Source organism: Brachybacterium saurashtrense, assembly GCF_003355475.1.
Taxonomy (GTDB): domain Bacteria; phylum Actinomycetota; class Actinomycetes; order Actinomycetales; family Dermabacteraceae; genus Brachybacterium; species Brachybacterium saurashtrense.
In genome coordinates, this window is sequence record NZ_CP031356.1 from 1775675 (window position 1) to 1798864 (window position 23190).

Consider the following 23190-nt stretch of genomic DNA (forward strand, 5'->3'; position numbering starts at 1 on the left):
GGTCTCACTGCTTGACGTACGGCTGGCCGTTGGCGGCCGGGACGCGCACGCGCCCCACCACCCCGGCCACCGCGAACAGCGCCACCACGTAGGGGAGCATCAGCAGGAAGTCACCCGGGATCGACACCCCGCCCGCGGAGGCGGACATCGTGCCCAGCCGCAGCTGGAGCGAGTCCGCGAACGCGAAGGTGAGCGCCGCCAGCAGCGCGCCGACGGGGTGGTAGCGGCCCAGGATCATCGCGGCCAGGGCGATGTAGCCCTTGCCGGCGGACATCTCCTCGCCGAAGGCGACGCCGGTGCCGATGGTGAGCGTGGCCCCGCCCAGCCCGGCCACGGCCGCGCCCAGCAGCACGTTCTTCCACCGGGTGAGGTTGACGTTGATGCCCACGGTGTCCGCCGCCTTGGGGTGCTCGCCCACGGAGCGCACGCGCAGACCCCAGCGGGTGCGGAACAGCGCGACCGTGAGCCCCGCGACGATCAGCCACATGAGGTACACGAGGATGTTCTGGTCGAACAGCGCCGCGCCGATCAGCGGCAGGTCGGCCAGCACCGGGATCCGCAGCGTGGGCAGGCGCATCGGGGCGTTGAACAGGCCGGGGTTGTCCCGCATCACGGAGCCGAAGAAGAACGAGGTGATGCCGATCGCCAGCACGTTCAGCACCACGCCCACGATGATCTGCTGCACCTGGTAGCCCACGGCGAACAGGGCCAGCAGCGCTCCCATGAACAGCGCCATCAGGGGGGCGGCGAGCAGTCCGATCCACACGCTGCCGGTGAGGGAGCCGATCAGCGTGGCGCCGAAGGCGCCGAACAGCAGCTGCCCCTCGATCGCGATGTTGATGACGCCCGCGCGCTCGGAGAGCACGCCCGAGAGCGCGCCGAACGCGAGCGGGACCGCGAGCACCAGGGTGCCCTGCAGCAGGGTGGTGACGTCGAGGGTGCGCTCGGAGATCACCCAGGTGAGGAACGAGAACACCCACGCCGCGGCGAACACGGCCAGCAGCGTGGTGCGCACCCGTGCGCGGGGGCGGGCGCTGCGGGCGTTGAGCACCCACAGTCCGGCCGAGGCCAGGAGCGCGAGCACGGAGAGGGCCACCGCGCCGCCCTTCGAGGGCACGGTGATCCGCTCCGGTATCAGACCGAAGGGGTTCAGATCGCTCTCGTGGACCACCACGTACACCGACTCGACGCCCGGGATGCCGCGCAGTCCGAAGACGACCAGGGCGAGCAGGCCCAACACCGTGGTCGCGGCGGGCACACGCCACCAGCTGTCGGGGCGCCTGTCCTCGAACACCTTCTCGGTCGCGGAGTCGTCCATGACGACGGGTGATGCCGTGCTCATCGCTCCTCCTCCTGCGCATCGGTGGGCTGCTCGGGGCGGTCCGGGCCGGGCGGTCCGTCGCGCTCGCCGCTGCGCTCCCCCGACGTGGCCGGGCCCGGATCGGGGTCGGCGTCCTCGGCCTCCGCGGGGCTGCGCCGCGCGTCGTCCGCGACGGTCGCAGCGGTGGCCGCCGCCCCGGCGGCGACCGCGCCGCCCTGCTGCGCCCCGCGGGCGCGGCGCACGCGGGCGCGGGCGCCGGGATGATCCACGCGCCGCAGCCCGATCAGGGTGCGCACCAGCGGGGGCGCGGCGATGAACAGCACCACCAGCACCTGGATCACCTGCACGAGGTCCAGCGGCACCCCCTGGTTCGACTCCATGAAGCGCCCGCCGGTGGACAGACCCGCGAACAGCAGGCCGGCCAGCACGATCCCGACAGGACCGGAGCGGCCCAGCAGCGCCACCGTGATCGCGTCGAAGCCGATGCTCCCGGCCACGCCCTCGGTGAGCCGTCGCTCCGTGCCGAGCACGTGCACGGCACCGGCGAGGCCCACCAGTCCGCCGGCGACGGCGAGCACCAGGAAGGCGGTGCGCGCCGGGGAGATGCCGGCCACCTGGGCGGCACGAGGGTTGGAGCCCACGGCGCGGAAGTGGAAGCCGATCGTCGAACGGCTCATCAGCCACCACAGCAGCACGGCGGCGCCGGCGGCGAGGAACAGGCCCGCGTGGAGCCGGAAGCCGGAGCCCAGCAGCAGCGGCAGCGCGGCGTTCTCGCCCACCGAGGGCGAGGTGGGCTGGGACTGGTTGGCGCCGGTGAACGCCGCCGTCTTCAGGGCGAAGAACAGCAGATAGGTCGCGATCCAGTTCAGCATGATCGTGCTGATCACCTCGTTGGCGCCGAAGCGCGCCTTGAGGAAGCCGGCGATGCCGCCCCAGACCCCGCCCGCGAGGACGCCGGCGATCAGGCAGGCCAGCAGGTGCACGGCGACGGGGAGATCGAAGGTGAAGCCCACGTAGCCGGCGGCCATCGCGCCGGCGATCAGCTGGCCCGTGCCGCCGATGTTGAACAGTCCCGCGCGGAAGGAGACGGCCATGCCGGCGGAGGCGATGATCAGCGGGGTCGCGACGGTGAGGGTCTCGGTGAGCGGTCGCAGCCCGGTGGCGAGGGCGGGCAGCAGCACGTAGGTGCCGCTGCCGCCGGCCTCGCGGATACTCTCGGCGGTGCGCTGGAAGCCGGGGACATCGAAGATCGCGCCGCGGAACATCGCGCCGTAGGCCTGGGTGACGGCCTGCCAGATCGCGCCGAGCGCGTCGGTGGGGCGGGCGACGAAGTACCCGAGGGTCTCGCGCACCTCCTGGTTCGCGATGACGATCAGCACGGAGCCGATCACGAAGGCGAACACGAAGCTCATCACCACCACCAGCAGGTCGCCGCGAGCGATCCGCTGCAGGGTGCGCGACAGCGCGGTCTCCGCGCTCTGCTCGGGCGGCGGCGGGGTGTCGGAGCTGCCCGCCCCGACACCGGGCGCGGAGCCGGTCTCCGCGGCGTCGAGCGTGCTCATGCGATGTCTCCTTCGTCCGCGAGCTGGGAGTCGGTGGTGCGGGCGCCGGCGGCGACGGCCTCGCGGGCGGCCTCGGCCGAGTAGCCGGCCATCATCAGGCCCAGCACGTCGCGGTCCTCGTCGCCAGGCACGATGCCGAGGATCCTCCCCCGGTACATCACCGCGATGCGGTCGGCGAGCTGGGTGACCTCGTCGAGCTCGGTGGAGACGATCACCACCGGGGTGCCCTTGTCCCGCTCGTCGAGGATGCGGCGGTGGAGGAACTCGATCGAGCCGACGTCCACACCGCGGGTGGGCTGGGAGGCGAGCAGCAGGGACAGCTCGCGGTTCAGCGCCCGCGCCATCACGATCTTCTGCTGGTTGCCGCCGGAGAGGGTCGAGGCCGCGGCGGAGGCGGACCCGGTGCGGATGTCAAACTCGGGGATCAGCCGCTTCGCGTTCTCCGCGATGGCGCGCAGGGACATGGCGACCGCGCTGCCGAAGGGCGGGCGGTCGTGCTGGTCCAGCACGAGGTTCTCGGCGACGGAGAAGTCCGCCACCAGGGCGTCGTGGGTGCGGTCCTCGGGGACGAAGCCCACCCCGGCGTCGAGCACCTGCTTGGTGCTGCGGCCCACCAGCTCACGGCCCTCCAGGCGCGCGGAGCCGTGCACCGTCTCCTGCAGGCCCAGCAGCGCCTCGGTGAGCTCGGTCTGGCCGTTGCCCTGCACGCCGGCGATGGCGAGCACCTCGCCGTGGCGCACGTCGAAGGAGACCCCGTCCAGGGTGCGGGTGCCCGCGGCGTCGGTGACCCGCAGATCCTCCACCTCGAGCGCGACCTCGCCCGGGGTCGCCTCCGCCTTCTCCTGGGCGAGGGAGACCTGCCGGCCCACCATCAGGGAGGCGAGCTCGGCCTGGTCCGCGGAGGGATCCGCCTCGCCGACCACCCGGCCGCGCCGGATCACCGTGATCCTGTCGGAGACCGCCTTGACCTCGCGGAGCTTGTGGGTGATGAACACGATCGAGGTGCCCTCGTCCCGCAGCTGACGCATGATCGCCATCAGCTCGTCGGTCTCCTGCGGGGTGAGCACCGCGGTGGGCTCGTCCAGCACCAGCACCTCGGCGCTGCGGCTGAGCGCCTTGATGATCTCGACCCGCTGCTGGGCGCCGACGGGGAGGTCCTCCACGCGCGCATCGGGATCCAGGTCGAAGCCGAAGCGGGCGGAGATCTCCCGCACCAGGGTGCGGGCGGCGGCGATGTCCAGCAGGCCGCCGCGGGTGGGCTCGTTGCCCAGCACCATGTTCTCCGCGACCGTGAACACCGGCACCAGCATGAAGTGCTGATGCACCATCCCGATGCCGGCCTCCATCGCGTCCCCCGGATCGGAGAAGGAGACCGGCGTCCCGTCGATGACGATCTCGCCGCCGTCGGGGCGGTACAGCCCGTACAGCACATTCATCAGGGTGGACTTGCCGGCGCCGTTCTCCCCCAGCAGGGAGTGGATCTCGCCGGGTTCGACCACCAGGTCGATGGCGTCGTTGGCCACGAAGGTCCCGAAGGTCTTCGTGATCCCGCGCAGTTCGAGCTTCACAGCACTCGCTTCCGTCGGCGCCGGCCGAGCTGCTCGGCCGGACGGTTCTCGGACAGGGGACGCGGCCCCCGCCCGGGCGGGCGGGGACCGCGTTCAGAGCATCGGCTCAGGCGCCCTCGGGCGTAGCCTGCGAGTCGACGACGACGGACCCGTCGATGATCTCCTGCGTCAGGGTCTCGACCTCCTCGGCGAGCTCCGCGGGGACCTCGTCCTCGAAGTCGTGGAACGGCGCCAGGCCCACACCGCCGTTCTCGAGGGTGCCCACGTACGGGGTGCCGTCGAACTCGCCGCCGGCGGCGCCGGTGATGACGTCCTCGACCGCGGTGCCCATCTCCTTCATGACGGAGGTGAGGATCACGGACTGCGCGTCGGGATCGGAGGCGTTGGACTCGTAGCCGTCGGAGTCGACCCAGATCACCATGCGGCCGTCGGACTCCTTGGCGGAGGCGAGGGTGCCGGCGCCCACCGGGCCCGCCACGGGCATCACGATGTCCGCGCCCGCGCTGTAGAACTCGTCAGAGACGGCCTTGCCCTTGGACTGGTCCTCGAAGTCACCGGTGAAGGAGCCCTCCTGGGCATCCTTGTCCCAGCCCAGCGCCTCGACCTCGGTGCCGTGCACCTCGTTGTAGTGGGCCACGCCGTCCACGAAGCCGTCCATGAAGATGGTGACGGTCGGGATGTTCACGCCGCCGTAGGTGGCGACCTTGCCGGTCTCGGTGGTGCCCGCCGCGAGGTAGCCCGCCAGGAACGCGGCCTCGGCGGTGTTGAACTCGAGCGGCTTGACGTTGTCGAGCTCGATCGGGTTGCCGTCGGCATCCTGCGCGGTGGAGTCGACGATCGCGAAGTCGGTGTCCTCGTTGTCCTGGGCGGCCTTGCCGGTGGCCGGCGCCAGCAGGAAGCCCACCGTGACGACGAGGTCGCAGTCCTGGGTGACCATGTTGTTGATGTTCGGCTCGAAGTCGGAGACCGAGGTGGACTCCGCGGTGGCGGTCTCGATGCCGAGCGCCTCCTCGGCGGCGAGCAGGCCGTTGTAGCTGGACTCGTTGAAGGACTTGTCGTCCCAGCCGCCGGCGTCCGAGACCATGCAGGCCTTGTAGTCGCTGGAGGCGCCGCCCATGTCGCTGCCGCCGCCTCCGGCGGTCTCCTCGGGAGCGGAGCCGCAGGCCGCGAGGGTCAGTGCGCCGGCGCCCACCAGGGCGAGGGAACGAGTGATGCTCTTCATGGGGATTCCTTCGATCAGGGGAGGGGCCGGTGCGCCCCGAGGGTCCTCGGCGACAGCGCTGTCGCAGTGCGTCTCGGACCATAGCCTCACCCGGGTCCCCGGCGAGCGCTCTTCGGTCCCACGTGATGAACCGTTATGAAATCGACGCGGATCTGACGTATGGACCTCCCGCGCCCGGGCACCGCCCCGGGCCGCCGCCCTGCACACCCCGTCCGCGGGCGACGGCTCGCGCGCGCCGACCGGCCCGCTCAGGCGGGCTGCAGGTCGCGCTGCACGCAGGCCGCGGCGAGCACGGAGGCGCCGATGCCGATGGCGCGCTCGTCGATCAGCAGGTCCCCCATGTGGAGGTCGAAGGTGCGCCCGCCGGGGGTGCGGGTGCCCAGCCGCGCGAGGGCGCCGGGCACCTTCTCGAGGTACCAGGCGAAGTCCTCGCCGCCCAGGGACTGCGCGGTGGGGTCGAGGTTCTCCGCCCCCAGCACGCCCTCCACCGCGGCGGCCAGCACGTCCACGCTCGAGCGGGCGTTGGAGACCGGCGGCACGCCGCGGTCGTGGCTCACCCGCGCCTCCACGCCCCAGGGACGCACCAGGTCGGCGAGCACCGTCTCCAGCAGCTCCTCGGCCTGGTCCCAGGCCTCGTGGTCGAGGCAGCGCAGGGTCCCCTCGAGGGTGCCGCTGGAGGGGATGGCGTTGAAGGCCGAGCCGGCGTGGATGCTGCCCCAGGTGAGGTTCACCCCCGAGCGGGGGTCCATGCGGCGGGTCAGGGCGGCGGGCAGCTGGGTGACGATCGAGCCGAGGGCGTAGACGAGGTCCTGGGTGAGGTGGGGGCGGGAGGTGTGACCGCCCGCGCCGCGCACCTGGATCCGCACCGGGTCGGTGGCGGAGGTGATGGGGCCGGACTTCAGACCCACGTGGCCCACGTCCACGCCGGGGTCGCAGTGCAGGGCCAGGATCGAGTCCACCCCGTCCAGCACGCCCTGGCCGATCAGCTCGAGCGCACCGCACGGGTGCTGCTCCTCCGCCGGCTGGAACACCAGGCGCACCCCGCGCCGGAGACCGCCGGCCTCGGCGGCGCGCACCAGCGCCGTCGCCGCGCCGAGCACGGCGCTCATGTGCACGTCGTGCCCGCAGGCGTGGGAGACGCCCTCCACGGTGGAGCGGTAGGCGACGGTGGTGAGCTCCGGGATGCCGAGGGCGTCCATGTCCGCGCGCAGCGCCATCAGCGGCAGCGAGGGGTCGGTGCCCGGGATGTCGCAGAGCAGGCCGGTGTGCGCCATCCGCCGCGGGGACAGTCCCAGGCCGCGCAGCTGCTCCTCGATGAAATCGGTGGTGGCGTGCTCCTGGTGCGAGAGCTCGGGGTGGCGGTGGAGGTGGCGGCGCACCGCGCGCAGCGCCTCCTCGGACTCGGCGACGGTGCGGGCGATCAGCCCCGTCGGCCCCAGCATCGCCTGCTGCTGCGAGGTCCCCGCCAGCACCTGCTGCGACTGCTTCACCTGTGTCTCCTGCGTTCTCGGCCCGACCGCCGCGACCGGTCGTCGCGGGCGGCGCCCTCGCGCCGGCCGCTGCGGGCGGCCGACGTCAGCGCAGGCGGTCCAGGCCGTGCCCCTCGAGGCGGGCGACCAGCCGTGAGAGGTCCTGCGCCTGTGCGTCGGCGAGCACCAGCAGGGCGTCCTCGGTGTCCACGATGCTGATGCCGTCCAGCCCGACCAGGGCGATGTGGCGATCGGTGGAACCGTACACCGTGGCCCGCGAGGAGACGGCATCGACCTGGGCCCCGCCGAGCACCCGCACGTCCCCGTCGTCCGCCCCGTCGCCGCTCGCCGCCCGCGTGCCGTCGGGCCGCTCGCGCAGCTGGCGTGCCAGGGCGGCGAAGTCGCCCACGTCGTCCCAGCCCACGGAGGCCGGCACCACGGCCACCTTCCCCTCGGCGGCGAGCGGCTCGGCCAGCGCATGGTCGATCGCGATCGCCGTGAGACGGGGCCAGACCCGCTCCAGCACCGCGCCCTCCTGGGCGGTGCCGTGGGCGGCGGCGATCTCCCGCACGCCGGCGGCCAGGGCCGGCAGCTGGAGCGCCAGCTCGTCGAGCAGCCAGGAGGCCCGCGCGAGGAACATGCCCGCGTTCCACAGGAAGCGACCGCTGGCCAGGAACTCCTCCGCGCGCTCGCGATCGGGCTTCTCGACGAAGCGGTCCACCCCGTGAGCGCCTGCGGGGAGGGCGCCCGGCCCGCCGGGGCGTGCGAGAGGGCGGTCCGGCCGCGCCGGCGAGTCCGGGCCGCTCGCCGCGTCGCCGGCCGAGCGCTCGATGTACCCGAACCCGGTGGCGGGATGGGTGGGCTGGATGCCCAGCGTGACCAGGTAGCCCTGCGCGGCGGCGTCCCGCGCTACGGCGACGGCGCGGGCGAAGGCCTCGCGGTCGCCGATCAGGTGGTCCGCGGCGAAGGAGCCGAGGACCGCACCGGGGTGCTCCCGCTCGATGAGGGCGGCGGCCAGCGCGATCGCCGGCATCGAGTTGCGCGGGGAGGGCTCGGCCACGATCCGCGCGACCTCCGGGCCGCCCAGCTGCTCCCGCACGGCGGCCCGGTGCATCGCACCGGTCACCACCACCGGGGGCGCGTCGGCGAGGGGTGCCAGCCGGGAGACGGTGTCCTGCAGGAGGCTGGTGCCCTGACCGGTGAGGTCGAGGAGGAACTTCGGCCGCGCGCGGCGTGAGAGCGGCCACAGTCGGGTCCCCGCGCCGCCGGCGGGGATCACGGGCACGAACGGAGCCTCGGGCATCCTCCCAGCGTAGCCGAGGGCCCCGCATCCCGACGGGCCGCCCGCGCGGGTGCGACACCGGCGCGTCGGGGCGCGCCGCACCCGCCCTGCCTGGTGCTACGCTGAAAGGGCCCCTGTCGGGGTCGATGATGATGTCGCCGTGTCGTGAAACGTCGCCCTCGGGCGATGCCTGCCGCGACCGCCGTCCGGAGCCTCGCTGCGGAGGACGCGCGCCGAATGCCGCGGCATCTCGTCACCGCTCCCGGCACCATCCCGACGCTTCTGGAGGATCTCCGTGGCTTCAGCCCAATCCGGGACGCTCTATCGCGGACGCGAAGGCATGTGGTCCTGGGTCGCCCACCGCATCTCAGGAATGCTCATCTTCCTGTTCCTGCTCGTGCACGTGCTCGACACCGCTCTCGTCCGTGTCTCCCCCGAGGCGTACAACGAGGTGATCGGGCACTACAAGACGGTGGTGTTCGGCCTCGGCGAGGTCGGCCTCGTCGGCGCGATCCTCTTCCACGCCCTCAACGGTCTGCGCATCATCCTGGTGGACTTCTGGTCCCGGGGCACGGCGCGCCAGCGCAGCCTGTTCTGGGGCGTCGTCGTGGTGTGGGCGGTGCTCATGGCCGGCTTCGTCCCCCGTCACCTCATGCACATGTTCGGAGCGTGATCCCGATGACCACCACCTCGATCCCCGATCCGAGCACCCGCTACCGCCGCACCGGGCAGCGGGGCGTCAACTCCGAGATGCTCTCGTGGATGTTCATGCGCGCCTCGGGCGCCCTGCTCGTCATCCTCGTGTTCGGCCACCTGTTCGTGAACCTGTGGCTCGGCGAAGGCGTCAAGGGCATCGACTTCGCCTTCGTGGGCGGCAAGTGGGCGAGCCCCTTCTGGCAGGTCTGGGACCTGCTGATGCTGTGGCTGGGCCTGATCCACGGCGGCAACGGCGTGCGCACGATCATCAACGACTACGCCCGCGGCGGCCGCACCCGTCTGGTGCTCAAGGGCCTGCTGTACCTGGCGGTCGTGGTGACCATCGTGCTGGGCACCCTGGTGATCTTCACCTTCGACCCCTGCCCCGTCGGCGCCGAGCCGAGCCTGCTGCCCTCCTTCTGCGAGGGCTGACGCCCCGGGGCGGCCCGGCCCGGGCCGCCCCTCCCCCTCTTCCCGGTCGAATCGAACGGAGCAGTCACCCGACATGCAGACCCATAACTACGACGTGGTGATCATCGGCGCCGGCGGCGCCGGCATGCGCGCGGCCCTGGAGTCCTCCAAGCGGGCCCGCACCGCCGTCGTCACCAAGCTCTACCCCACGCGCTCCCACACCGGCGCGGCCCAGGGCGGCATGTGCGCCGCCCTCGCCAACGTCGAGGACGACAACTGGGAGTGGCACACCTACGACACCGTCAAGGGCGGCGACTACCTCGTGGACCAGGACGCCGCGGAGGTGATGGCCAAGGAGGCCATCGACGCGGTGCTCGACCTCGAGAAGATGGGCCTGCCCTTCAACCGCACCCCCGAGGGACGCATCGATCAGCGCCGCTTCGGCGGGCACACCCGTGAGCACGGCGAGGCGCCGGTGCGCCGCTCCTGCTACGCCGCGGACCGCACCGGCCACATGATCCTGCAGACGCTCTACCAGAACTGCGTGAAGCAGGACGTGGCGTTCTTCAACGAGTACTACGTGCTCGACGTGCTGATGACGGGCGATCCCCGCAGCGACGAGGGTGTGCGCGCCTCCGGCGTGGTCACCTACGAGCTGGCCACCGGCGAGCTGCACGTGTTCCGTGCGAAGTCCGTGGTGTTCGCCTCCGGCGGCTTCGGCAAGATCTTCAAGACCACCTCGAACGCCCACACCCTCACCGGCGACGGCCCGGCGATGGCATTCCGTCGCGGCATCCCGCTGGAGGACATGGAGTTCTTCCAGTTCCATCCCACGGGCCTGGCCGGCCTGGGCATCCTGCTCTCCGAGGCGGCCCGCGGCGAGGGCGGCATCCTGCGCAACAGCGACATGGAGCGCTTCATGGAGCGCTACGCCCCCACGCTGAAGGACCTCGCCCCGCGCGACGTGGTGGCGCGGGCGATGGCGAACGAGGTGCGCGAGGGCCGCGGCGCCGGTCCCAAGAAGGACTACGTCTTCCTCGACCTCACCCACCTCGAGCCCTCGCACATCGATGCGAAGCTGCCGGACATCACCGAGTTCGCCCGCACCTACCTGGGCGTGGAGCCGTACACGGACCCGATCCCGGTGTTCCCCACCGCGCACTACGGCATGGGCGGCATCCCCACGAACATCGAGGGCGAGGTGCTGCGCAACGCCACCGACGTGGTCCCCGGCCTGTACGCCGCCGGGGAGACGGCCTGCGTCTCGGTGCACGGCGGCAACCGCCTGGGCACCAACTCGCTGCTGGACATCAACGTGTTCGGCCGCCGCGCCGGCATCGCCGCCGCGGAGCACGCGGCGACGGTGGAGCTGCCGGAGCTGCCCGAGGGCGTGGAGCTGCCCACCGCGGAGCTGCTGGAGCGGCTGCGCGACCGGCCCGCCACCGAGGACCGCATCGCCGACATCCGCAGCGCGCTGCAGGAGACGATGGACGCGAACGTGCAGGTGTTCCGCACCGACGAGACCTGCCGCACGGCGCTGGCGGACATCAAGGAACTCAAGAAGCGCTACGAGACCGTGGCGATCCAGGACAAGGGCAAGCGCTACAACCTCGACCTCATGGAGGCCGTGGAGCTGGGCTTCCTGCTGGATCTCGCGGAGATCGTGGCCCTCGGCGCGCTGCACCGCAAGGAGTCCCGCGGCGGCCACTTCCGCGAGGACTTCGAGAAGCGCGACGACGTCAACTTCCTCGAGCACACCATGGCCTACCGCACCCTGCCGGGTGAGGAGGGCGCCGAGGGCACCCCGATCCGCCTGGGCACCAAGCCCGTCGTGATCACCCGCTACGAGCCGAAGGAGCGCACGTTCTGATGACTGCCGTCGCTGAGAAGCCCCAGGCCGAGACCGCCGCGGGCGAGATCCCCTCGTTCGACGTCACGCTGCGCATCTCGCGCTTCGACCCGGACAGCGCCAAGGGCGCCCGCTGGGAGGACTTCACCGTCACGATGCACGGCACCGACCGTGTGCTCGACGCCCTCCACGAGATCAAGTGGCACCTGGACGGTTCGCTGACCTTCCGCCGCTCCTGCGCCCACGGCGTGTGCGGCTCGGACGCGATGCGGATCAACGGCCGCAACCGCCTGGCCTGCAAGACCCTGCTCAAGGATCTCGACATCTCCAAGCCGATCACGGTGGAGCCGATCAAGGGCCTGCCGGTCGAGAAGGACCTGATCGTGGACATGGAGCCGTTCTTCGACTCCTACAAGGAGATCATGCCGTTCCTGGTGGCCGGCGGGCAGGAGCCCAGCCGTGAGCGCCTGCAGTCCGCGGAGCAGCGCGAGCGCTTCGACGACACCACCAAGTGCATCCTGTGCGCCGCGTGCACGTCCTCGTGCCCGGTGTTCTGGACCGACGGGCAGTACTTCGGCCCGGCGGCGATCGTCAACGCCCACCGGTTCATCTTCGACTCGCGCGACGACGCCGGCGAGCAGCGCCTGGAGATCCTGAACTCCAAGGAGGGCGTGTGGCGCTGCCGCACCACCTTCAACTGCACCGAGGCGTGCCCCCGCGGCATCCAGGTCACCAAGGCCATCGCCGAGGTCAAGCAGGCGGTCATCACCGGCCGCATCTGACCGTCGGCCCCGGCCCCGGCCGCGGCCGCACCATGTCCGGGGACCCGCCTTCGGGCCGAGAAATGTCGCCTGACGATCGATGTTCTGCGCATCATCGATCGTCAGGCGACATTTCTGTGTGGGGTGCTGCGGCAGCGGGGATCGCGGAAGCGGGCACTGCGGGGCCGATCGGAGGGGCGGGCGGGCCGGTGCCACTCAGGCGTTCACCCGGATGACCTCCTCCTGGTACGGCGCGATCACCGACCGGGAGATCTGCAGGTCCAGCACCAGGAAGCGGCGCGTCGCCGGGTCCTCCCGGCTCCATGCACGCAGCCGGTCCAGATCCGCGAGCGAGCGCACCGTGACGCCTTCGGCGCCGGCGGCCTCCCCGTAGGCCGCGAAGTCGATGCGGTCGATCAGCATCGGCGCCGGGTCCAGACCCATCAGGCCGTAGAGGTTCACCTCCGCGCCGTAGGCGGCGTCGTTCCACACCACGGCCATACCGCGCCCGCCGGCGGTGCGCACGGCGGAGTCGAGATCGGCCAGGGCCATCACCCCTCCCCCGTCGCCGGTCGTGAGCACGATGGTCGCCTGCGGGTTCGCGCGCGCCGCACCGGGCACGCTCGGCCAGCCCAGCCCGATGGACTGGTAGGCGGTGCCCACCATCGCCATCCGGTGCGGGGCGGCGACCGGCCAGTACATGTTGGCCCAGGCGATGAAGTGCCCGCCGTCGGAGACCACCACCCTGTCCTCGGGCAGCAGCTGGGCGAGACGGGCGGCGGCGGCGCGCGGATCCAGCAGGCCGTCCTCGGCATGCTCGCGAGCGACGGCCTGGGCACGCAGCGCCGGGGCGTCGACGCTCTCCCGCCAGGGGGTGCGGGACTCCTCGCGCGGGGGCAGCGCGGCGGCGAGGGACTCGACGGCGAGGCGGGCGTCGGCGCGCACGAACCCGCCCACCCGGGCATGGGTGGCGGCGGGGGCGGTGTCGATCTGCCACACCGCGGTCTCCGGGGCGAACAGCTCCCCGAAGCGCATCGTGAACTGGTTCAGCCCGGCGCCGATCACCACGGCCACGTCCGCCTCCCGCACCAGCGCCATCGCGCCGGGCGCCCCGAATCCGCCGGCCACGCCGAGGTCGTAGCGGTCCTGGGGGAAGATCCCCCGGCCCAGTGCCGTGGTCACGGTGACCGCGCCGGTGGCGTCGGCGAGCTCCCCCAGCGCCTCCCCGGCACCGGCTCGCCAGGCACCGTGCCCGGCCAGCAGCAGCGGGCGCTCGGCGGCGGCGAGCTCCGCGGCCAGCCGCGCGATCGCGGCGCGGGTGAAGTCCGCGGTGGGGGCGAGCGGGGAGGGCAGGCCGGGGCCGGGCACCTCCGGCACGGCGCCGATGTCGAGCCGGGCCACGTCGTACGGGATCGCGAGCACCACCGGGACCCGGTAGGCGAGGGCGTGCTCGATCGCGGTGACGGTCGCGGCGGCCGCGTCGATGCGGCCCACCGTGTAGGTGCGCACCCCCACGGCGGCGCTCAGCGCGATCTGGTCCACGTCCCAGGGGCGCGGCCCGGAGGTGGGCTCGTCCCCGACCACCAGCACGAGCGGGATCCGGGCCTGGGCGGCCTCGGCGAGGGCGGTGAGGGTGTTGGTGAACCCGGCGCCGTAGGTGGTGGTCGCCGCGGCGATCCGGCCCGAGGTGCGGTAGTGGGCGTCGGCCGCCGCGACGGCGCCGGCCTCGTGCCGCACGGCGGTGAAGGTGGCGTCGGTCTCGCGCGCGAGGGCGTCGAGGAAGTGGGCGTTGCCGTTGCCCATGAGGCCGAACACCTCGTCGAGGTGGAGGGCGAGGGTGCGGGCGACGTGGGTGGAGACGAGGGCCATCGAGGGTCCTTCCGAGAGATATGCGAACGCTGGCGTGCAGTCCGTATATGTCTCGCCCCGAGACCGCTCGGGGGTTCGTGCCCCTTGTGAGAGCACCGGCGCCGGCCCCGCCGCGGGCCCGCCTGACGCAGTGGAGGATAGCACCGCCGACGAGCCCGCGAGCACCGCTCAGGTGTAGCTGATCACCAGCGGGGCATGGTCCGACCAGCGGGTGTCGTAGCTGGGCGCGCGATCCACCTGCGCGGAGGCGGCGCGCTCGGCGAGCGCCGGATCGGTGAGCTGGTAGTCGATCCGCCAGCCGGAGTCGTTGTCGAAGGCCTTGCCGCGCTGGGACCACCAGGTGTACGGGCCGGGCACGTCGCCGGAGAGACGGCGGTGGACGTCCACCCAGTCCCCCTCGACCAGCAGGCGGTCGAGGTAGGCGCGCTCCTCGGGGAGGAAGCCGGCGGACTTCAGGTTGCCCTTCCAGTTCTTGATGTCGTTGTTCGCGTGGGCGATGTTGAGGTCGCCGGTGAGCACCACGTGCCGGCCGTCGGCGCGCAGCGCCGCCAGGCGCGCCATCATCACGTCGAGGAACGCGTACTTGTCGGTCATGGTCTGCGGCTTCTCGGTGTTGCCCGAGTGCATGTAGCAGGAGATCACCGTGAGCGGAGTCCCGTCGCCGAAGGGGTCCTCAAGATCCGCCTCGAGCCAGCGCCCGGTGTGGGTGGGCTCGGTGAGGCCGGGCAGGCCGCGACGCACGCCCTCGAGGTCGATCCCCGCCAGGGAGGTGCGGGCGGCAATGGCGACGCCGTTGCGTCCCTTGAGCTCGCTGGCCTGGCCGACGATGGTCCATCCCTCGCCCACGAGGCCGGCGAGCAGCTCGTCGGGGGCCCGGACCTCCTGCAGGGTGATGACATCGGCCGCGGTCTTGGCGAGCCAGTCGGCCATGCCCTTGCGGGCGGCGGCCCGCAGGCCGTTGACGTTGACGGTGGCGAGCGTGAGGCTCATGCGGACACCTCGATCCCGGCGGCGCGCTCGCCCGCCTCGACGACGTTGTACATCAGCAGTGCCCGCGTCATCGGCCCCACACCGCCCGGGTTGGGGCTGATCCAGGAGGCGACCTCGGCCACGGCCGGGTCGACGTCGCCCACCAGCGTGGCACGGCCGCCGGCGGGGTCCTCCTGGCGGGAGACGCCCACGTCCAGCACGATCGCGCCGGGCTTGACGTCCTCGGGGCGCACCAGGTGCGCGACCCCGGCGGCGGCGACGATCACGTCGGCGCGGCGCAGGTGCGCGGGGAGGTCCGCGGTGCCGGTGTGGGTGAGGGTGACGGTGGCGTTGACGCTGCGACGGGTCATGAGCGCGCCGATGGAGCGGCCCACGGTCACGCCGCGGCCGATCACCACCACGTCCTTGCCCTTCAGCTCCAGGTCATGGCGCAGCAGCAGCTCGATCACCGCGCGCGGCGTGCACGGCAGCGGCGTGTGGATCGGGTCGTAGGCGTTCAGCACCAGGCGGCCCAGGTTCGTGGGGTGGAGGCCGTCCGCGTCCTTGGAGGGATCGATCCGCTCCAGGATCGCGTCGGTGTCGAGGTGCTTCGGCAGCGGGAGCTGGACGATGTAGCCGGTGCACGCCGGGTCCGCGTTGAGCTCGTCCACGACCGCCTCGACCTGCGCCTGCGTGGCATCGGCGGGAAGGTGCTTCTGGATCGAGTGCAGGCCGATCGCCTCGCAGTCACGGTGCTTGCCGCGCACGTAGGCGGCGCTGCCCGGGTCGTCGCCCACCAGCACGGTGGCGAGACCGGGTCGCGGGTGACCGGCGTCCACCAGTCGCGTGACGCGCTCGGCGAGCTCCGCCTTGATGGCCTTCGCGGTGGCCTTGCCGTCGAGGATCTGGGCCGTCATGGCGCTCCTTGGGTGTCGGGGTCGAGCGGGAGGGCGGGGCGCGCTGCGCGCCGCCGGGACAGCGGGCGGGGCCCGACGCCGCGGCGCCGGGCCCCGCCCCGGTGGATCAGTACTGCTGCAGCTCCGCGTACAGCGGCATGCGCTCGGCGAGCGCCGCGGTGCGGGCCCGCAGCGACTCGAGGTCCGCGCCGCCGGTGAGGGCGAGGGCGATGACGTCCGCGACCTCGGTGAACTCGGCGGCGCCGAAGCCGCGCGTGGCCAGCGCCGGGGTGCCGATCCGCAGCCCCGAGGTGACCCGCGGCGGGCGCGGGTCGTTGGGGACCGCGTTGCGGTTGACGGTGATGCCCACCTCGTGGAGGCGGTCCTCGGCCTGCTGGCCGTCGAGCTCGCTGTCCACCAGGTCCACCAGCACCAGGTGCACGTCGGTGCCGCCGGAGATGACCTTCACGCCCGCGGCCTTCGCATCCTCCGCCTGGAGACGCTCGGCGAGGAGCCGCGCGCCCTCGAGGGTGCGTGCCTGACGGTCCGCGAACTCCTCGGAGGCGGCGATCTTCAGCGCGACGGCCTTCGCGGCGATCACGTGCATGAGCGGGCCGCCCTGCTGGCCGGGGAACACAGCGGAGTCGATCTTCTTCGCCCACTCCTCCTTGCACAGGATCATGCCGGAGCGGGGACCGCCGATGGTCTTGTGGATCGTGGTGGAGACCACGTCCGCGTAGGGGACGGGGCTGGGGTGCAGGCCCGCCGCGACCAGGCCCGCGAAGTGCGCCATGTCGACCCACAGCGCGGCACCCACCTCGTCGGCGATCTCGCGGAAGCGGGGGAAGTCGAGCTGGCGGGTGTACGCGGACCAGCCGGCGACGATCACCTTGGGCTTCTCGGCGACGGCCAGCTCGTGCACCTTGTCCATGTCGATCAGGCCGGTGCCGGGCTCGGTCTCGTAGGCGACGATGTCGTAGAGACGGCCGGAGAAGTTGATCTTCATGCCGTGGGTGAGGTGGCCGCCGTGCGCGAGCGAGAGCCCCATGAGCTTGTCGCCGGGACGTGCCAGGGCGTGCATCACCGCGGCGTTGGCGGAGGCGCCGGAGTGGGGCTGGACGTTGGCGTGCTCGGCGCCGAACAGCTCCTTGGCGCGGTCGATCGCGATCTGCTCGGCGACGTCGACCTCCTCGCAGCCGCCGTAGTAGCGCCTGCCCGGATAGCCCTCCGCGTACTTGTTGGTGAGCACCGAGCCCTGCGCCTCGAGCACCGCCCGGGGCACGAAGTTCTCGCTGGCGATCATCTCGAGGGTGCGCTGCTGGCGTTCCAGCTCGCGATCCAGCACCTGGGCGATGTCCGGGTCGAGAGCGGCGATGGACTGGTCGAGGACGTTCACAGGGCCTCCTGCAGGGACGGGGGTGGGCGGCGAGGGGCGCCGTCCCGCCATCTTAGGACGCCGCGGAGGGGCCTCGTGGGCGGGATCAGAGTTCGTCGGCCGGGCAGTGCCGCCGGCCGGGCGCTGCCCGCCCGCTGGGCCCCGTCGCACGCGCGCGTCGGCCGCCCGCGCCGGGCGGGGTCAGAGCTCGAGGCCGAGGCGCACCGGCTCGGGGACCAGGCGCACCCCGAAGGCGTCCTCCACCCGCGCCTGCACGTCCCGTGCGAGCGCGACGAGGTCGTCGCTGCTCGCGCCGCCGCGGTTGGTCAGCGCGAGGGAGTGCTTGGTGGAGACGGACGCCCGCTCCCCCAGCGCATGCCCGCGCTCGATGCCGGCGTGGCTGATCAGCCAGGCGGCGCTGGTCTTGACCCGGCCCGCTCCGGCGTCGAAGCGAGGGGCGGCCTCGGGCAGGCGGGCGGCCTCCGCCGCGTCCAGGATCGGGTTGGTGAAGAAGGAGCCCGCGCTCCAGGTGTCATGGTCGTGCGGGTCCAGCACCATGCCCTTCGCGCCGCGGATCCGCAGCACCGCCTCCCGCACCTCCTGCATCGGTGCGCGGGCACCCACCTCGACCCCGAGCTCCTCGGCGAGCTGCGCGTACCGGATTGGCGCGGAGAGCGAGCCGAGGGTGTGCTGGAAGGCGACCGAGAGCACCACGTAGCGCCCGGTCGCCGAGGGCACCTCTCCGCGGTGCCGGGTGCGCTTGAACACGCTGTCGCGGTAGGAGAAGTCGCAGTCGGCCGCGAAGAAGGTGCGCACCGCGCCCCGCTCCCGGTCCCAGGTGCGCACGCGGGAGATCGTCGAGGAGACCTCCTGGCCGTAGGCGCCGACGTTCTGGATCGGGGTCGCGCCCACGGTGCCGGGGATGCCCGAGAGCGCCTCGATGCCCACCATCTCCCGGGCGATCGCGTAGCGCACCGCACGGTCCCAGCCCACCCCGGCGAAGTGCTCCACGACGGCGCCCCCGCAGGTGGGATCCAGCGGCGTGAGCTCCGCGGGGTCCACGGGGACGCCGTCCGGCTCGCCGGAGGCGCCCACCTCGCAGGTCGCGTCCAGCAGCGGCGGCTCCTCCGGGTCGCGCAGCAGCACCACGGTGCCCTCGAAGGGCGCATCGGAGGCGACCAGGTTGGAGCCGCCGCCGAGCACCAGCAGCTGCTCCCCCGCCTCGTCCGCGGTGCGCACCGCCTCGATCACCTCGTCGGCGGTGCGGGCCTCCACCAGGGTGCGGACCTCCCCGCCGAGGCGGAGGGTGGTGAGCTCGGAGAGCCTCATGCCTCGCCCTGCCCGGCCTGCGCACCGGTCGCGGGCAGGGCCAGGGTGGCGCGGGCCCTGCCCAGCACCTTGGTGCCGTCCACCTCGGCGACGATGTCCACCCGGGCCGTGCCGGCGGCCTCGTCGATCGCGCCCACGGTCGCGACCGCCTCGAGGGTGACGCTGCCGGTGGCGGGGACCGGGATCGGGTTCGTGAAGCGGGTGGTGTAGCCGCGCACCAGCGAGGGATCCCCGAGGGCGTCGAGCAGCCCGGTGATCGCGGTGCCCATCGTGAGCATGCCGTGGGCGATGACGCCCGGCAGTCCGGCCTCGGCAGCCACGGCGTCGTTGTAGTGGATGGGATTGAAGTCTCCGGAGGCGCCGGCATAACGCACCAGCGTGTCCCGGCTGATCTCGTGGCGGGTGCGGGCGAGCTCCTGGCCGACGGTCAGGGTGCTCAGGTCGAGCGGGGCGGGGGGTGTGGCGGTCATCTCAGCTCCAGGGATCCGGGGTGGCGGGGCGGGCGGGCGCGCTCAGTCGCCGCGGACGACGAGCATCGAGCGCACGGCGGCGACCTCCGCACCGTCCTCGTCCGCGAGGTCGACCCGCGTGCTGACCATGGCGTGCCCGCCCGCGGCGCGCACCGACTCGACCGTGAGGGTGGGAACCAGGCGGTCGCCGGCCACGACGGGGCGGTGCAGGGTGAAGGTCTCCTCGCCGTGGACCACGCGGGAGAAGTCGATCCCGGCCGCCGGATCCTCGATGTACTGCGCCTCGGTGGCCTGGGCGAGGGAGACCAGGAAGGTGGGCGGGGCGAGGACGCCCGCGTGACCGGCGGCGCGGGCGGCGGCCGGGTCGGTGTGCAGCGGCGAGGCCGCGCCGGTGGCGCGGGCGAACTCGGCGATCTTCGCGGCCGAGACCGTGTGCACCGGGCCTGCCGGGTAGGTGCGGCCGGCGAAGGCGGGGTCGGGGGTGGTGGGCATGACGTCTCCCGTGGTCGGGTCGGCCGGGGCCGACGGATGCGATCGTCCCGATCATCTCACCGACGCGGCGCTGCGGGCGCGAGGGCGGTCGGCGGGTGACGCGGCGCCGGCGGGTGACTCGCCGCCGCCGGGCGGCAGGGCGCCGACGGGCGGGAGCCGCCGCTGCTCCCCGGGGACGACGAAGGCCACCCGGGGATCCCGGGTGGCCTTCGGTTCGATGCGGCGGACTCGCTCAGCGGGTCTCGCGGTGCGCCGTCTGCTTGCCGCAGGTCGGGCAGAACTTCGAGAGCTCGAGCCGATCCGGGGTGTTGCGACGGTTCTTCTTGGTGATGTAGTTGCGCGCCTTGCAGTCGACACACGCCATGGTGATCTTGGGACGCACGTCAGAGCTCTTGCTCGCCACGGTTCGCCTCTTTCGTCCGGGTGGCGCGCCCGGCGGCGCACCTCGTGGGTCCCCGTACTCGGGGGATGTGGATTCTGCACTCCGGTGGGGACCGGCGTGGTACCGAGGGCGGGGATCGAACCCGCGACCTCACGATTATGAGTCGTGCGCTCTAACCGTCTGAGCTACCCCGGCGTGACCGATGAAGCGGCCCGATCTCGAATGAGACCGGGCCGCCGCATCCATCAGAGCCCTGAAAGGGAATCGAACCCTTGACCTTCTCCTTACCATGGAGATGCTCTGCCGACTGAGCTATCAGGGCAACCCGGTGAACCTTACCCGCCTCCTTGCCCGAGGGCAATTCGGGAGCCGGTCCCGGTGCTTCGGATCACATGGACCCTCCGCCGTGGCAGATGAGGGATTCGAACCCCCGTAGGCAATGCCAGCTGATTTACAGTCAGCTCCCTTTGGCCGCTCGGGTAATCTGCCGTGACTGCTTCCCTCACCCATCGGACCGAGATCCGATGGCCGCCGGAAGCGGACCTGGACAAGCATACAAGCGCCGCGCCGCCGATGCGAACCCAGGAGGGCCGATCGGCGCATGAAGAGCGTCACAGCGCCCTGGGGCCCCGCACGGCCCGCCTCCGCGGCCCCGCGGGCGGGCGCCGGGGACAATGACCACGCGGCCGGATCCCGCGGCCGCCCGACGGAAGGACCACCATGGCCGATTCATCGTTCGACATCGTGAGCAAGCTCGACCGCCAGGAGGTCGACAACGCCGTGAACCAGGCGGCGAAGGAGGTGTCCCAGCGCTACGACTTCCGCGGCACGGGCGCCTCCCTCCGCCTCAGCGGCGACGAGATCGTCCTGACCGCCAACGCGGAGGAGCGTGTGCTCGCGGTGCTGGACGTGCTGCAGACCAAGCTGCTCCGCCGCGGGATCTCGCTCAAGGCGCTCGAGGTGGGCGAGCCCCGGGAGTCCGGCAAGGAGGTGCGCCTGGCGGCGGCGCTCAAGGAGGGCATCAGCTCCGAGGACGCCAAGAAGATCTCCAAGCTCATCCGCGACGAGGGCCCCAAGGGCGTCAAGCCCCTCATCCAGGGCGACGAGCTGCGGGTCTCCTCGAAGAAGCGCGACGACCTGCAGGAGGTCATCGCGCTGCTGAAGGGCAAGGACCTCGACGTCGCGCTGCAGTTCGTCAATTACCGCTGACATGCCCGCCGGTCCCGTCCCGGCACGGCCCGGGGCGGCGGGCCGAGGCCCGACGGGCGAGCCCGGCACGACGTGCCCAGCACGACGGGGCGAGCCCGGGACGACGAGAAGGACCCCGGATCCGCGCGGATCCGGGGTCCTTCAGCCCGTGAGGGCGCAGTTCACTGCTGGTTGGAGGTCTGCGTCTGCTCCTCGGCGTGCTGGGAGAGCTCCTTGCCCTTGGTCTGCAGCCCGTTCACCAGCTGATCGACCGGGCCGCTGAGGAAGGCGTTCCAGTCCTCGCGGTACGCCTCGTAGTCCGGACCGACCCACTCCACCGAGTTCACCAGGTTGGTGACGTCACCGATCGCCTGGAGCACCTGCTCCGAGGTCTGACCCACCGCCTGCGCGATCTCCGCGCCCTCCGCCGGATCCATACCCTTGAAAGCCATGACCTACCCCTTTCGCCCCGTGCCGGGGCCGAGAATTCGAGATTGAGAAGAAGAAATCGCCGGGCGGCTCAGGAGGAGGCGCCGCGCTGCGCCTGGGCGTTGGCCCGGGCCCGCTCCGCCAGCTCGCCGGCTCGCGAGACGACCTGCTCGGTGAGGGCCCCCAGCCCGTCCCGGAACTCGCTCACGTAGCGGTCGCGATCCTCACCGGTCCAGTCGAAGCCCTCGACCCGGGACGCGGTCTGCTCGAACAGGTTGCGCACGGTCTCGCCCGACTCCGTCATCGCCGTGGCCATCTGATCGACGGCCTCCGGGTTCATGCCCTTCTTCATGATGTCCTCCATCGTGTCGTCTGCTTCCGGACCCACCCACCGGAGAGGAGCTCCGCGGCCCGTCCCCCAGGTGATGCCTCCACCCTAGGGCCCCGTCCCCCCGGACGCGATGGGGACAACTCCCCATCACCCTCCCCAGTCCGAGATGGGCGACTTCTCACTGGTCAGAGCATAGTTCTCCGCGGAACGCCATTGTGGACAGCGGCGGCGCGGACAGCCGCGGCAGGCCCGGGCGCGCCGGCCCCGCCAGGTCCCGGAACGGCGACGACCCCGACCCTGGGAGGGTCGGGGTCGCACGGGGCGGGAGGCTCAATCCAGGCTCAGGCTCAGCGAGTCCTGGATGGTGCGGACGATCTCGATCTGCTCGTCGGCGCCCTCCGCGCCGCAGCTGCCCACGATCTCGACCACGTCGGTGGCGACGTCGGCGCGCTCGATCACGGTGTAGCGCGCGGCCTGGACCACGGTGGGGCGCCCGGGCTGGGTGTAGCCGTACTCGCTCGCGATCCAGGAACGGCCCTCCACCTCGATCTCGCCGGTGCCGAGCTCCTCGAGATCGGGCAGGGACTGCTTGCGCTGGTCGAGCCCGGCGCGGGCCTCCTCGAGCGTGAACCCGGGGCCGAATCGCTGCACGGTGACGACCACGTTCGCACGGAACTGACCGTCCACGCGCGGCTCGGCGACGGCCACCTGGACCCCGGGGACCGTCAACGGCTCCCAGTCCTCCGGCACGTCGAGCGAGATCCGCGGCGGCCCCGGGAACTGCGCGCTCGGGTAGTCGATGCTTCTGGCCATGGACATGCTCCGTTCATCCCACCTCTGACGGCGCCCAACATATCAGGCATGTGCAGGGCCCGAGCGGTGCTCCGCCCGGGCCCTGTGCCGCTCCTCCGGCCGCCGCTGCCGCGCCGGCTCAGCTGCTGGAGGTGGCCTCCTGCTCGGCCGCGTTGCGATCCGCCGTGTCGCCGAGGTCGTTGACCGCGGTCATGATCTGCTGCAGCGCCGGCACCATCTCCGAGGACCACTGGCCGCGGAAGCGGTCGGCGTCCGGCCCGGTCCAGTCCACGTCGGCCAGCCCGGAGGTCAGCTCCTGCTCGATCCGCGTGATCTCCTCCGCCGCGTCGCGCAGCTGCGCGGACATCCGCCGGACCTCGTCGACGTTCATACCCTTCGTGGCGTTCACGGTGCGGGTTCCCCTTCCTGATCGTTCGCGCCCGCACCCCCGATGCGGTGCGACGGCCTGCCGTTCTGCTCGATGCCTCCCACTGTAGAGCGGAGCCCCGTGCCGGGACATGGGGAGG

Annotated in this window: 23 protein-coding genes and 3 tRNA genes; 5 read left to right on the top strand and 21 right to left on the bottom strand. The window is 72.3% G+C overall.

From position 1 onward, the window contains the following. Window positions 1-4: 4 nt before the first annotated feature. From DWV08_RS08065 to DWV08_RS08090, 6 genes are all read right to left on the bottom strand, one after another. A complete protein-coding gene (locus DWV08_RS08065) occupies window positions 5-1342 on the bottom strand; it encodes an ABC transporter permease (protein WP_115413322.1) in 1338 nt (445 codons plus the stop codon). Beyond that, on the bottom strand, window positions 1339-2883 hold the full coding sequence (locus DWV08_RS08070) for an ABC transporter permease (protein ID WP_115413323.1): 1545 nt from the start codon (window positions 2881-2883) through the stop codon (window positions 1339-1341). The genes DWV08_RS08065 and DWV08_RS08070 overlap by 4 nt, the downstream gene beginning before the upstream one ends. Then, entirely contained in the window at window positions 2880-4451 is a 1572-nt protein-coding gene (locus DWV08_RS08075) for an ABC transporter ATP-binding protein (protein ID WP_115413324.1), read from the bottom strand. Before DWV08_RS08075 ends, DWV08_RS08070 begins: the two co-directional genes overlap by 4 nt. Window positions 4452-4557: 106 nt before the next feature. Next, window positions 4558-5673: a BMP family lipoprotein gene (locus tag DWV08_RS08080; protein WP_115413325.1), complete on the bottom strand. Its 1116-nt coding sequence runs from the start codon at window positions 5671-5673 to the stop codon at window positions 4558-4560. Window positions 5674-5921: 248 nt separating this feature from the next. Then, window positions 5922-7163, bottom strand: coding sequence for a M20 family metallopeptidase (locus DWV08_RS08085; protein WP_115413326.1), 1242 nt, complete (start codon window positions 7161-7163; stop codon window positions 5922-5924). A gap of 85 nt (window positions 7164-7248) precedes the next feature. Continuing rightward, on the bottom strand, window positions 7249-8445 hold the full coding sequence (locus DWV08_RS08090; protein WP_115413327.1) for a mannose-1-phosphate guanylyltransferase: 1197 nt from the start codon (window positions 8443-8445) through the stop codon (window positions 7249-7251). A gap of 274 nt (window positions 8446-8719) precedes the next feature. On the opposite strand from DWV08_RS08090, the gene sdhC reads away from it, so the two are divergent. The 4 genes from sdhC (at window position 8720) to DWV08_RS08110 (ending at window position 12162) form a co-directional block, all read left to right on the top strand. Further along, window positions 8720-9097 (top strand): succinate dehydrogenase, cytochrome b556 subunit, encoded by a 378-nt coding sequence (sdhC, locus tag DWV08_RS08095; RefSeq protein ID WP_115413328.1) that lies wholly within the window; start codon window positions 8720-8722, stop codon window positions 9095-9097. 5 nt (window positions 9098-9102) lie between these two features. Next, window positions 9103-9552, top strand: coding sequence for a succinate dehydrogenase hydrophobic membrane anchor subunit (locus DWV08_RS08100; protein ID WP_115414959.1), 450 nt, complete (start codon window positions 9103-9105; stop codon window positions 9550-9552). 73 nt (window positions 9553-9625) lie between these two features. Next, window positions 9626-11401: a succinate dehydrogenase flavoprotein subunit gene (gene sdhA, locus DWV08_RS08105; RefSeq protein ID WP_115413329.1), complete on the top strand. Its 1776-nt coding sequence runs from the start codon at window positions 9626-9628 to the stop codon at window positions 11399-11401. Next, on the top strand, window positions 11401-12162 hold the full coding sequence (locus DWV08_RS08110; RefSeq protein ID WP_115413330.1) for a succinate dehydrogenase iron-sulfur subunit: 762 nt from the start codon (window positions 11401-11403) through the stop codon (window positions 12160-12162). The genes sdhA and DWV08_RS08110 overlap by 1 nt, the downstream gene beginning before the upstream one ends. A 195-nt stretch (window positions 12163-12357) precedes the next feature. Here DWV08_RS08110 and DWV08_RS08115 read toward each other — a convergent pair whose 3' ends face one another. The 11 genes from DWV08_RS08115 to DWV08_RS08165 form a co-directional block, all read right to left on the bottom strand. Then, window positions 12358-14010 carry a thiamine pyrophosphate-binding protein gene (locus tag DWV08_RS08115; protein WP_115413331.1) on the bottom strand — a complete coding sequence of 551 codons (1653 nt, stop codon included), beginning with the start codon at window positions 14008-14010 and terminating at the stop codon, window positions 12358-12360. 168 nt (window positions 14011-14178) lie between these two features. Continuing rightward, on the bottom strand, window positions 14179-15000 hold the full coding sequence (locus DWV08_RS08120) for an exodeoxyribonuclease III (protein ID WP_115413332.1): 822 nt from the start codon (window positions 14998-15000) through the stop codon (window positions 14179-14181). After that, on the bottom strand, window positions 14997-15896 hold the full coding sequence (locus DWV08_RS08125; protein ID WP_115413333.1) for a bifunctional methylenetetrahydrofolate dehydrogenase/methenyltetrahydrofolate cyclohydrolase: 900 nt from the start codon (window positions 15894-15896) through the stop codon (window positions 14997-14999). The genes DWV08_RS08120 and DWV08_RS08125 overlap by 4 nt, the downstream gene beginning before the upstream one ends. Before the next feature lie 106 nt (window positions 15897-16002). After that, window positions 16003-17271: a serine hydroxymethyltransferase gene (locus tag DWV08_RS08130; protein WP_115413334.1), complete on the bottom strand. Its 1269-nt coding sequence runs from the start codon at window positions 17269-17271 to the stop codon at window positions 16003-16005. A 180-nt stretch (window positions 17272-17451) separates the two neighbouring features. Beyond that, window positions 17452-18579: a UDP-N-acetylmuramate dehydrogenase gene (locus tag DWV08_RS08135; RefSeq protein ID WP_115413335.1), complete on the bottom strand. Its 1128-nt coding sequence runs from the start codon at window positions 18577-18579 to the stop codon at window positions 17452-17454. Then, a complete protein-coding gene (locus tag DWV08_RS08140) occupies window positions 18576-19049 on the bottom strand; it encodes a MaoC/PaaZ C-terminal domain-containing protein (protein ID WP_115413336.1) in 474 nt (157 codons plus the stop codon). The genes DWV08_RS08135 and DWV08_RS08140 overlap by 4 nt, the downstream gene beginning before the upstream one ends. A 42-nt stretch (window positions 19050-19091) precedes the next feature. Further along, a complete protein-coding gene (locus tag DWV08_RS08145) occupies window positions 19092-19541 on the bottom strand; it encodes a MaoC family dehydratase (protein WP_115413337.1) in 450 nt (149 codons plus the stop codon). Window positions 19542-19773: 232 nt separating this feature from the next. Continuing rightward, on the bottom strand, window positions 19774-19944 hold the full coding sequence (rpmG, locus tag DWV08_RS08150; RefSeq protein ID WP_029360274.1) for a 50S ribosomal protein L33: 171 nt from the start codon (window positions 19942-19944) through the stop codon (window positions 19774-19776). Window positions 19945-20041: 97 nt separating this feature from the next. After that, window positions 20042-20118: transfer RNA gene (locus DWV08_RS08155), tRNA-Met, on the bottom strand. Between the two features lie 54 nt (window positions 20119-20172). Then, a tRNA-Thr gene (locus tag DWV08_RS08160) sits at window positions 20173-20245 on the bottom strand. An 85-nt stretch (window positions 20246-20330) separates the two neighbouring features. Beyond that, window positions 20331-20412, bottom strand: a tRNA-Tyr gene (locus DWV08_RS08165). A 231-nt stretch (window positions 20413-20643) separates the two neighbouring features. Here DWV08_RS08165 and DWV08_RS08170 point away from each other — a divergent pair. Next, a complete protein-coding gene (locus tag DWV08_RS08170) occupies window positions 20644-21132 on the top strand; it encodes a YajQ family cyclic di-GMP-binding protein (protein ID WP_115413338.1) in 489 nt (162 codons plus the stop codon). 161 nt (window positions 21133-21293) lie between these two features. Here the strand turns inward: DWV08_RS08170 and DWV08_RS08175 are convergent, their stop codons facing one another. The 4 genes from DWV08_RS08175 to DWV08_RS08190 form a co-directional block, all read right to left on the bottom strand. Further along, window positions 21294-21563 (bottom strand): hypothetical protein, encoded by a 270-nt coding sequence (locus DWV08_RS08175; RefSeq protein ID WP_115413339.1) that lies wholly within the window; start codon window positions 21561-21563, stop codon window positions 21294-21296. Between the two features lie 68 nt (window positions 21564-21631). Further along, a complete protein-coding gene (locus tag DWV08_RS08180; protein ID WP_244923663.1) occupies window positions 21632-21892 on the bottom strand; it encodes a hypothetical protein in 261 nt (86 codons plus the stop codon). A gap of 309 nt (window positions 21893-22201) precedes the next feature. Continuing rightward, a complete protein-coding gene (locus DWV08_RS08185; protein WP_115413341.1) occupies window positions 22202-22684 on the bottom strand; it encodes a hypothetical protein in 483 nt (160 codons plus the stop codon). Between the two features lie 118 nt (window positions 22685-22802). Continuing rightward, the gene (locus DWV08_RS08190; protein ID WP_115413342.1) at window positions 22803-23072 is read right to left on the bottom strand and encodes a WXG100 family type VII secretion target; all 270 of its coding nucleotides are present in this window, start codon (window positions 23070-23072) and stop codon (window positions 22803-22805) included. Between the last annotated feature and the right edge of the window lie 118 nt (window positions 23073-23190).

What these genes read in the sequence shown, in the direction of transcription:
- DWV08_RS08065 (WP_115413322.1), bottom strand. Translation starts at nt 1,342, where the DNA reads ATGAGCACGGCATCACCCGTCGTCATGGACGACTCCGCGACCGAGAAG.
- DWV08_RS08070 (WP_115413323.1), bottom strand. Translation starts at nt 2,883, where the DNA reads ATGAGCACGCTCGACGCCGCGGAGACCGGCTCCGCGCCCGGTGTCGGG.
- DWV08_RS08080 (WP_115413325.1), bottom strand. Translation starts at nt 5,673, where the DNA reads ATGAAGAGCATCACTCGTTCCCTCGCCCTGGTGGGCGCCGGCGCACTG.
- DWV08_RS08090 (WP_115413327.1), bottom strand. Translation starts at nt 8,445, where the DNA reads ATGCCCGAGGCTCCGTTCGTGCCCGTGATCCCCGCCGGCGGCGCGGGG.
- DWV08_RS08100 (WP_115414959.1), top strand. Translation starts at nt 9,103, where the DNA reads ATGACCACCACCTCGATCCCCGATCCGAGCACCCGCTACCGCCGCACC.
- sdhA (WP_115413329.1), top strand. Translation starts at nt 9,626, where the DNA reads ATGCAGACCCATAACTACGACGTGGTGATCATCGGCGCCGGCGGCGCC.
- DWV08_RS08110 (WP_115413330.1), top strand. Translation starts at nt 11,401, where the DNA reads ATGACTGCCGTCGCTGAGAAGCCCCAGGCCGAGACCGCCGCGGGCGAG.
- DWV08_RS08115 (WP_115413331.1), bottom strand. Translation starts at nt 14,010, where the DNA reads ATGGCCCTCGTCTCCACCCACGTCGCCCGCACCCTCGCCCTCCACCTC.
- DWV08_RS08120 (WP_115413332.1), bottom strand. Translation starts at nt 15,000, where the DNA reads ATGAGCCTCACGCTCGCCACCGTCAACGTCAACGGCCTGCGGGCCGCC.
- DWV08_RS08125 (WP_115413333.1), bottom strand. Translation starts at nt 15,896, where the DNA reads ATGACGGCCCAGATCCTCGACGGCAAGGCCACCGCGAAGGCCATCAAG.
- DWV08_RS08135 (WP_115413335.1), bottom strand. Translation starts at nt 18,579, where the DNA reads ATGAGGCTCTCCGAGCTCACCACCCTCCGCCTCGGCGGGGAGGTCCGC.
- DWV08_RS08140 (WP_115413336.1), bottom strand. Translation starts at nt 19,049, where the DNA reads ATGACCGCCACACCCCCCGCCCCGCTCGACCTGAGCACCCTGACCGTC.
- DWV08_RS08145 (WP_115413337.1), bottom strand. Translation starts at nt 19,541, where the DNA reads ATGCCCACCACCCCCGACCCCGCCTTCGCCGGCCGCACCTACCCGGCA.
- DWV08_RS08170 (WP_115413338.1), top strand. Translation starts at nt 20,644, where the DNA reads ATGGCCGATTCATCGTTCGACATCGTGAGCAAGCTCGACCGCCAGGAG.
- DWV08_RS08175 (WP_115413339.1), bottom strand. Translation starts at nt 21,563, where the DNA reads ATGGCTTTCAAGGGTATGGATCCGGCGGAGGGCGCGGAGATCGCGCAG.
- DWV08_RS08180 (WP_244923663.1), bottom strand. Translation starts at nt 21,892, where the DNA reads ATGAAGAAGGGCATGAACCCGGAGGCCGTCGATCAGATGGCCACGGCG.
- DWV08_RS08185 (WP_115413341.1), bottom strand. Translation starts at nt 22,684, where the DNA reads ATGGCCAGAAGCATCGACTACCCGAGCGCGCAGTTCCCGGGGCCGCCG.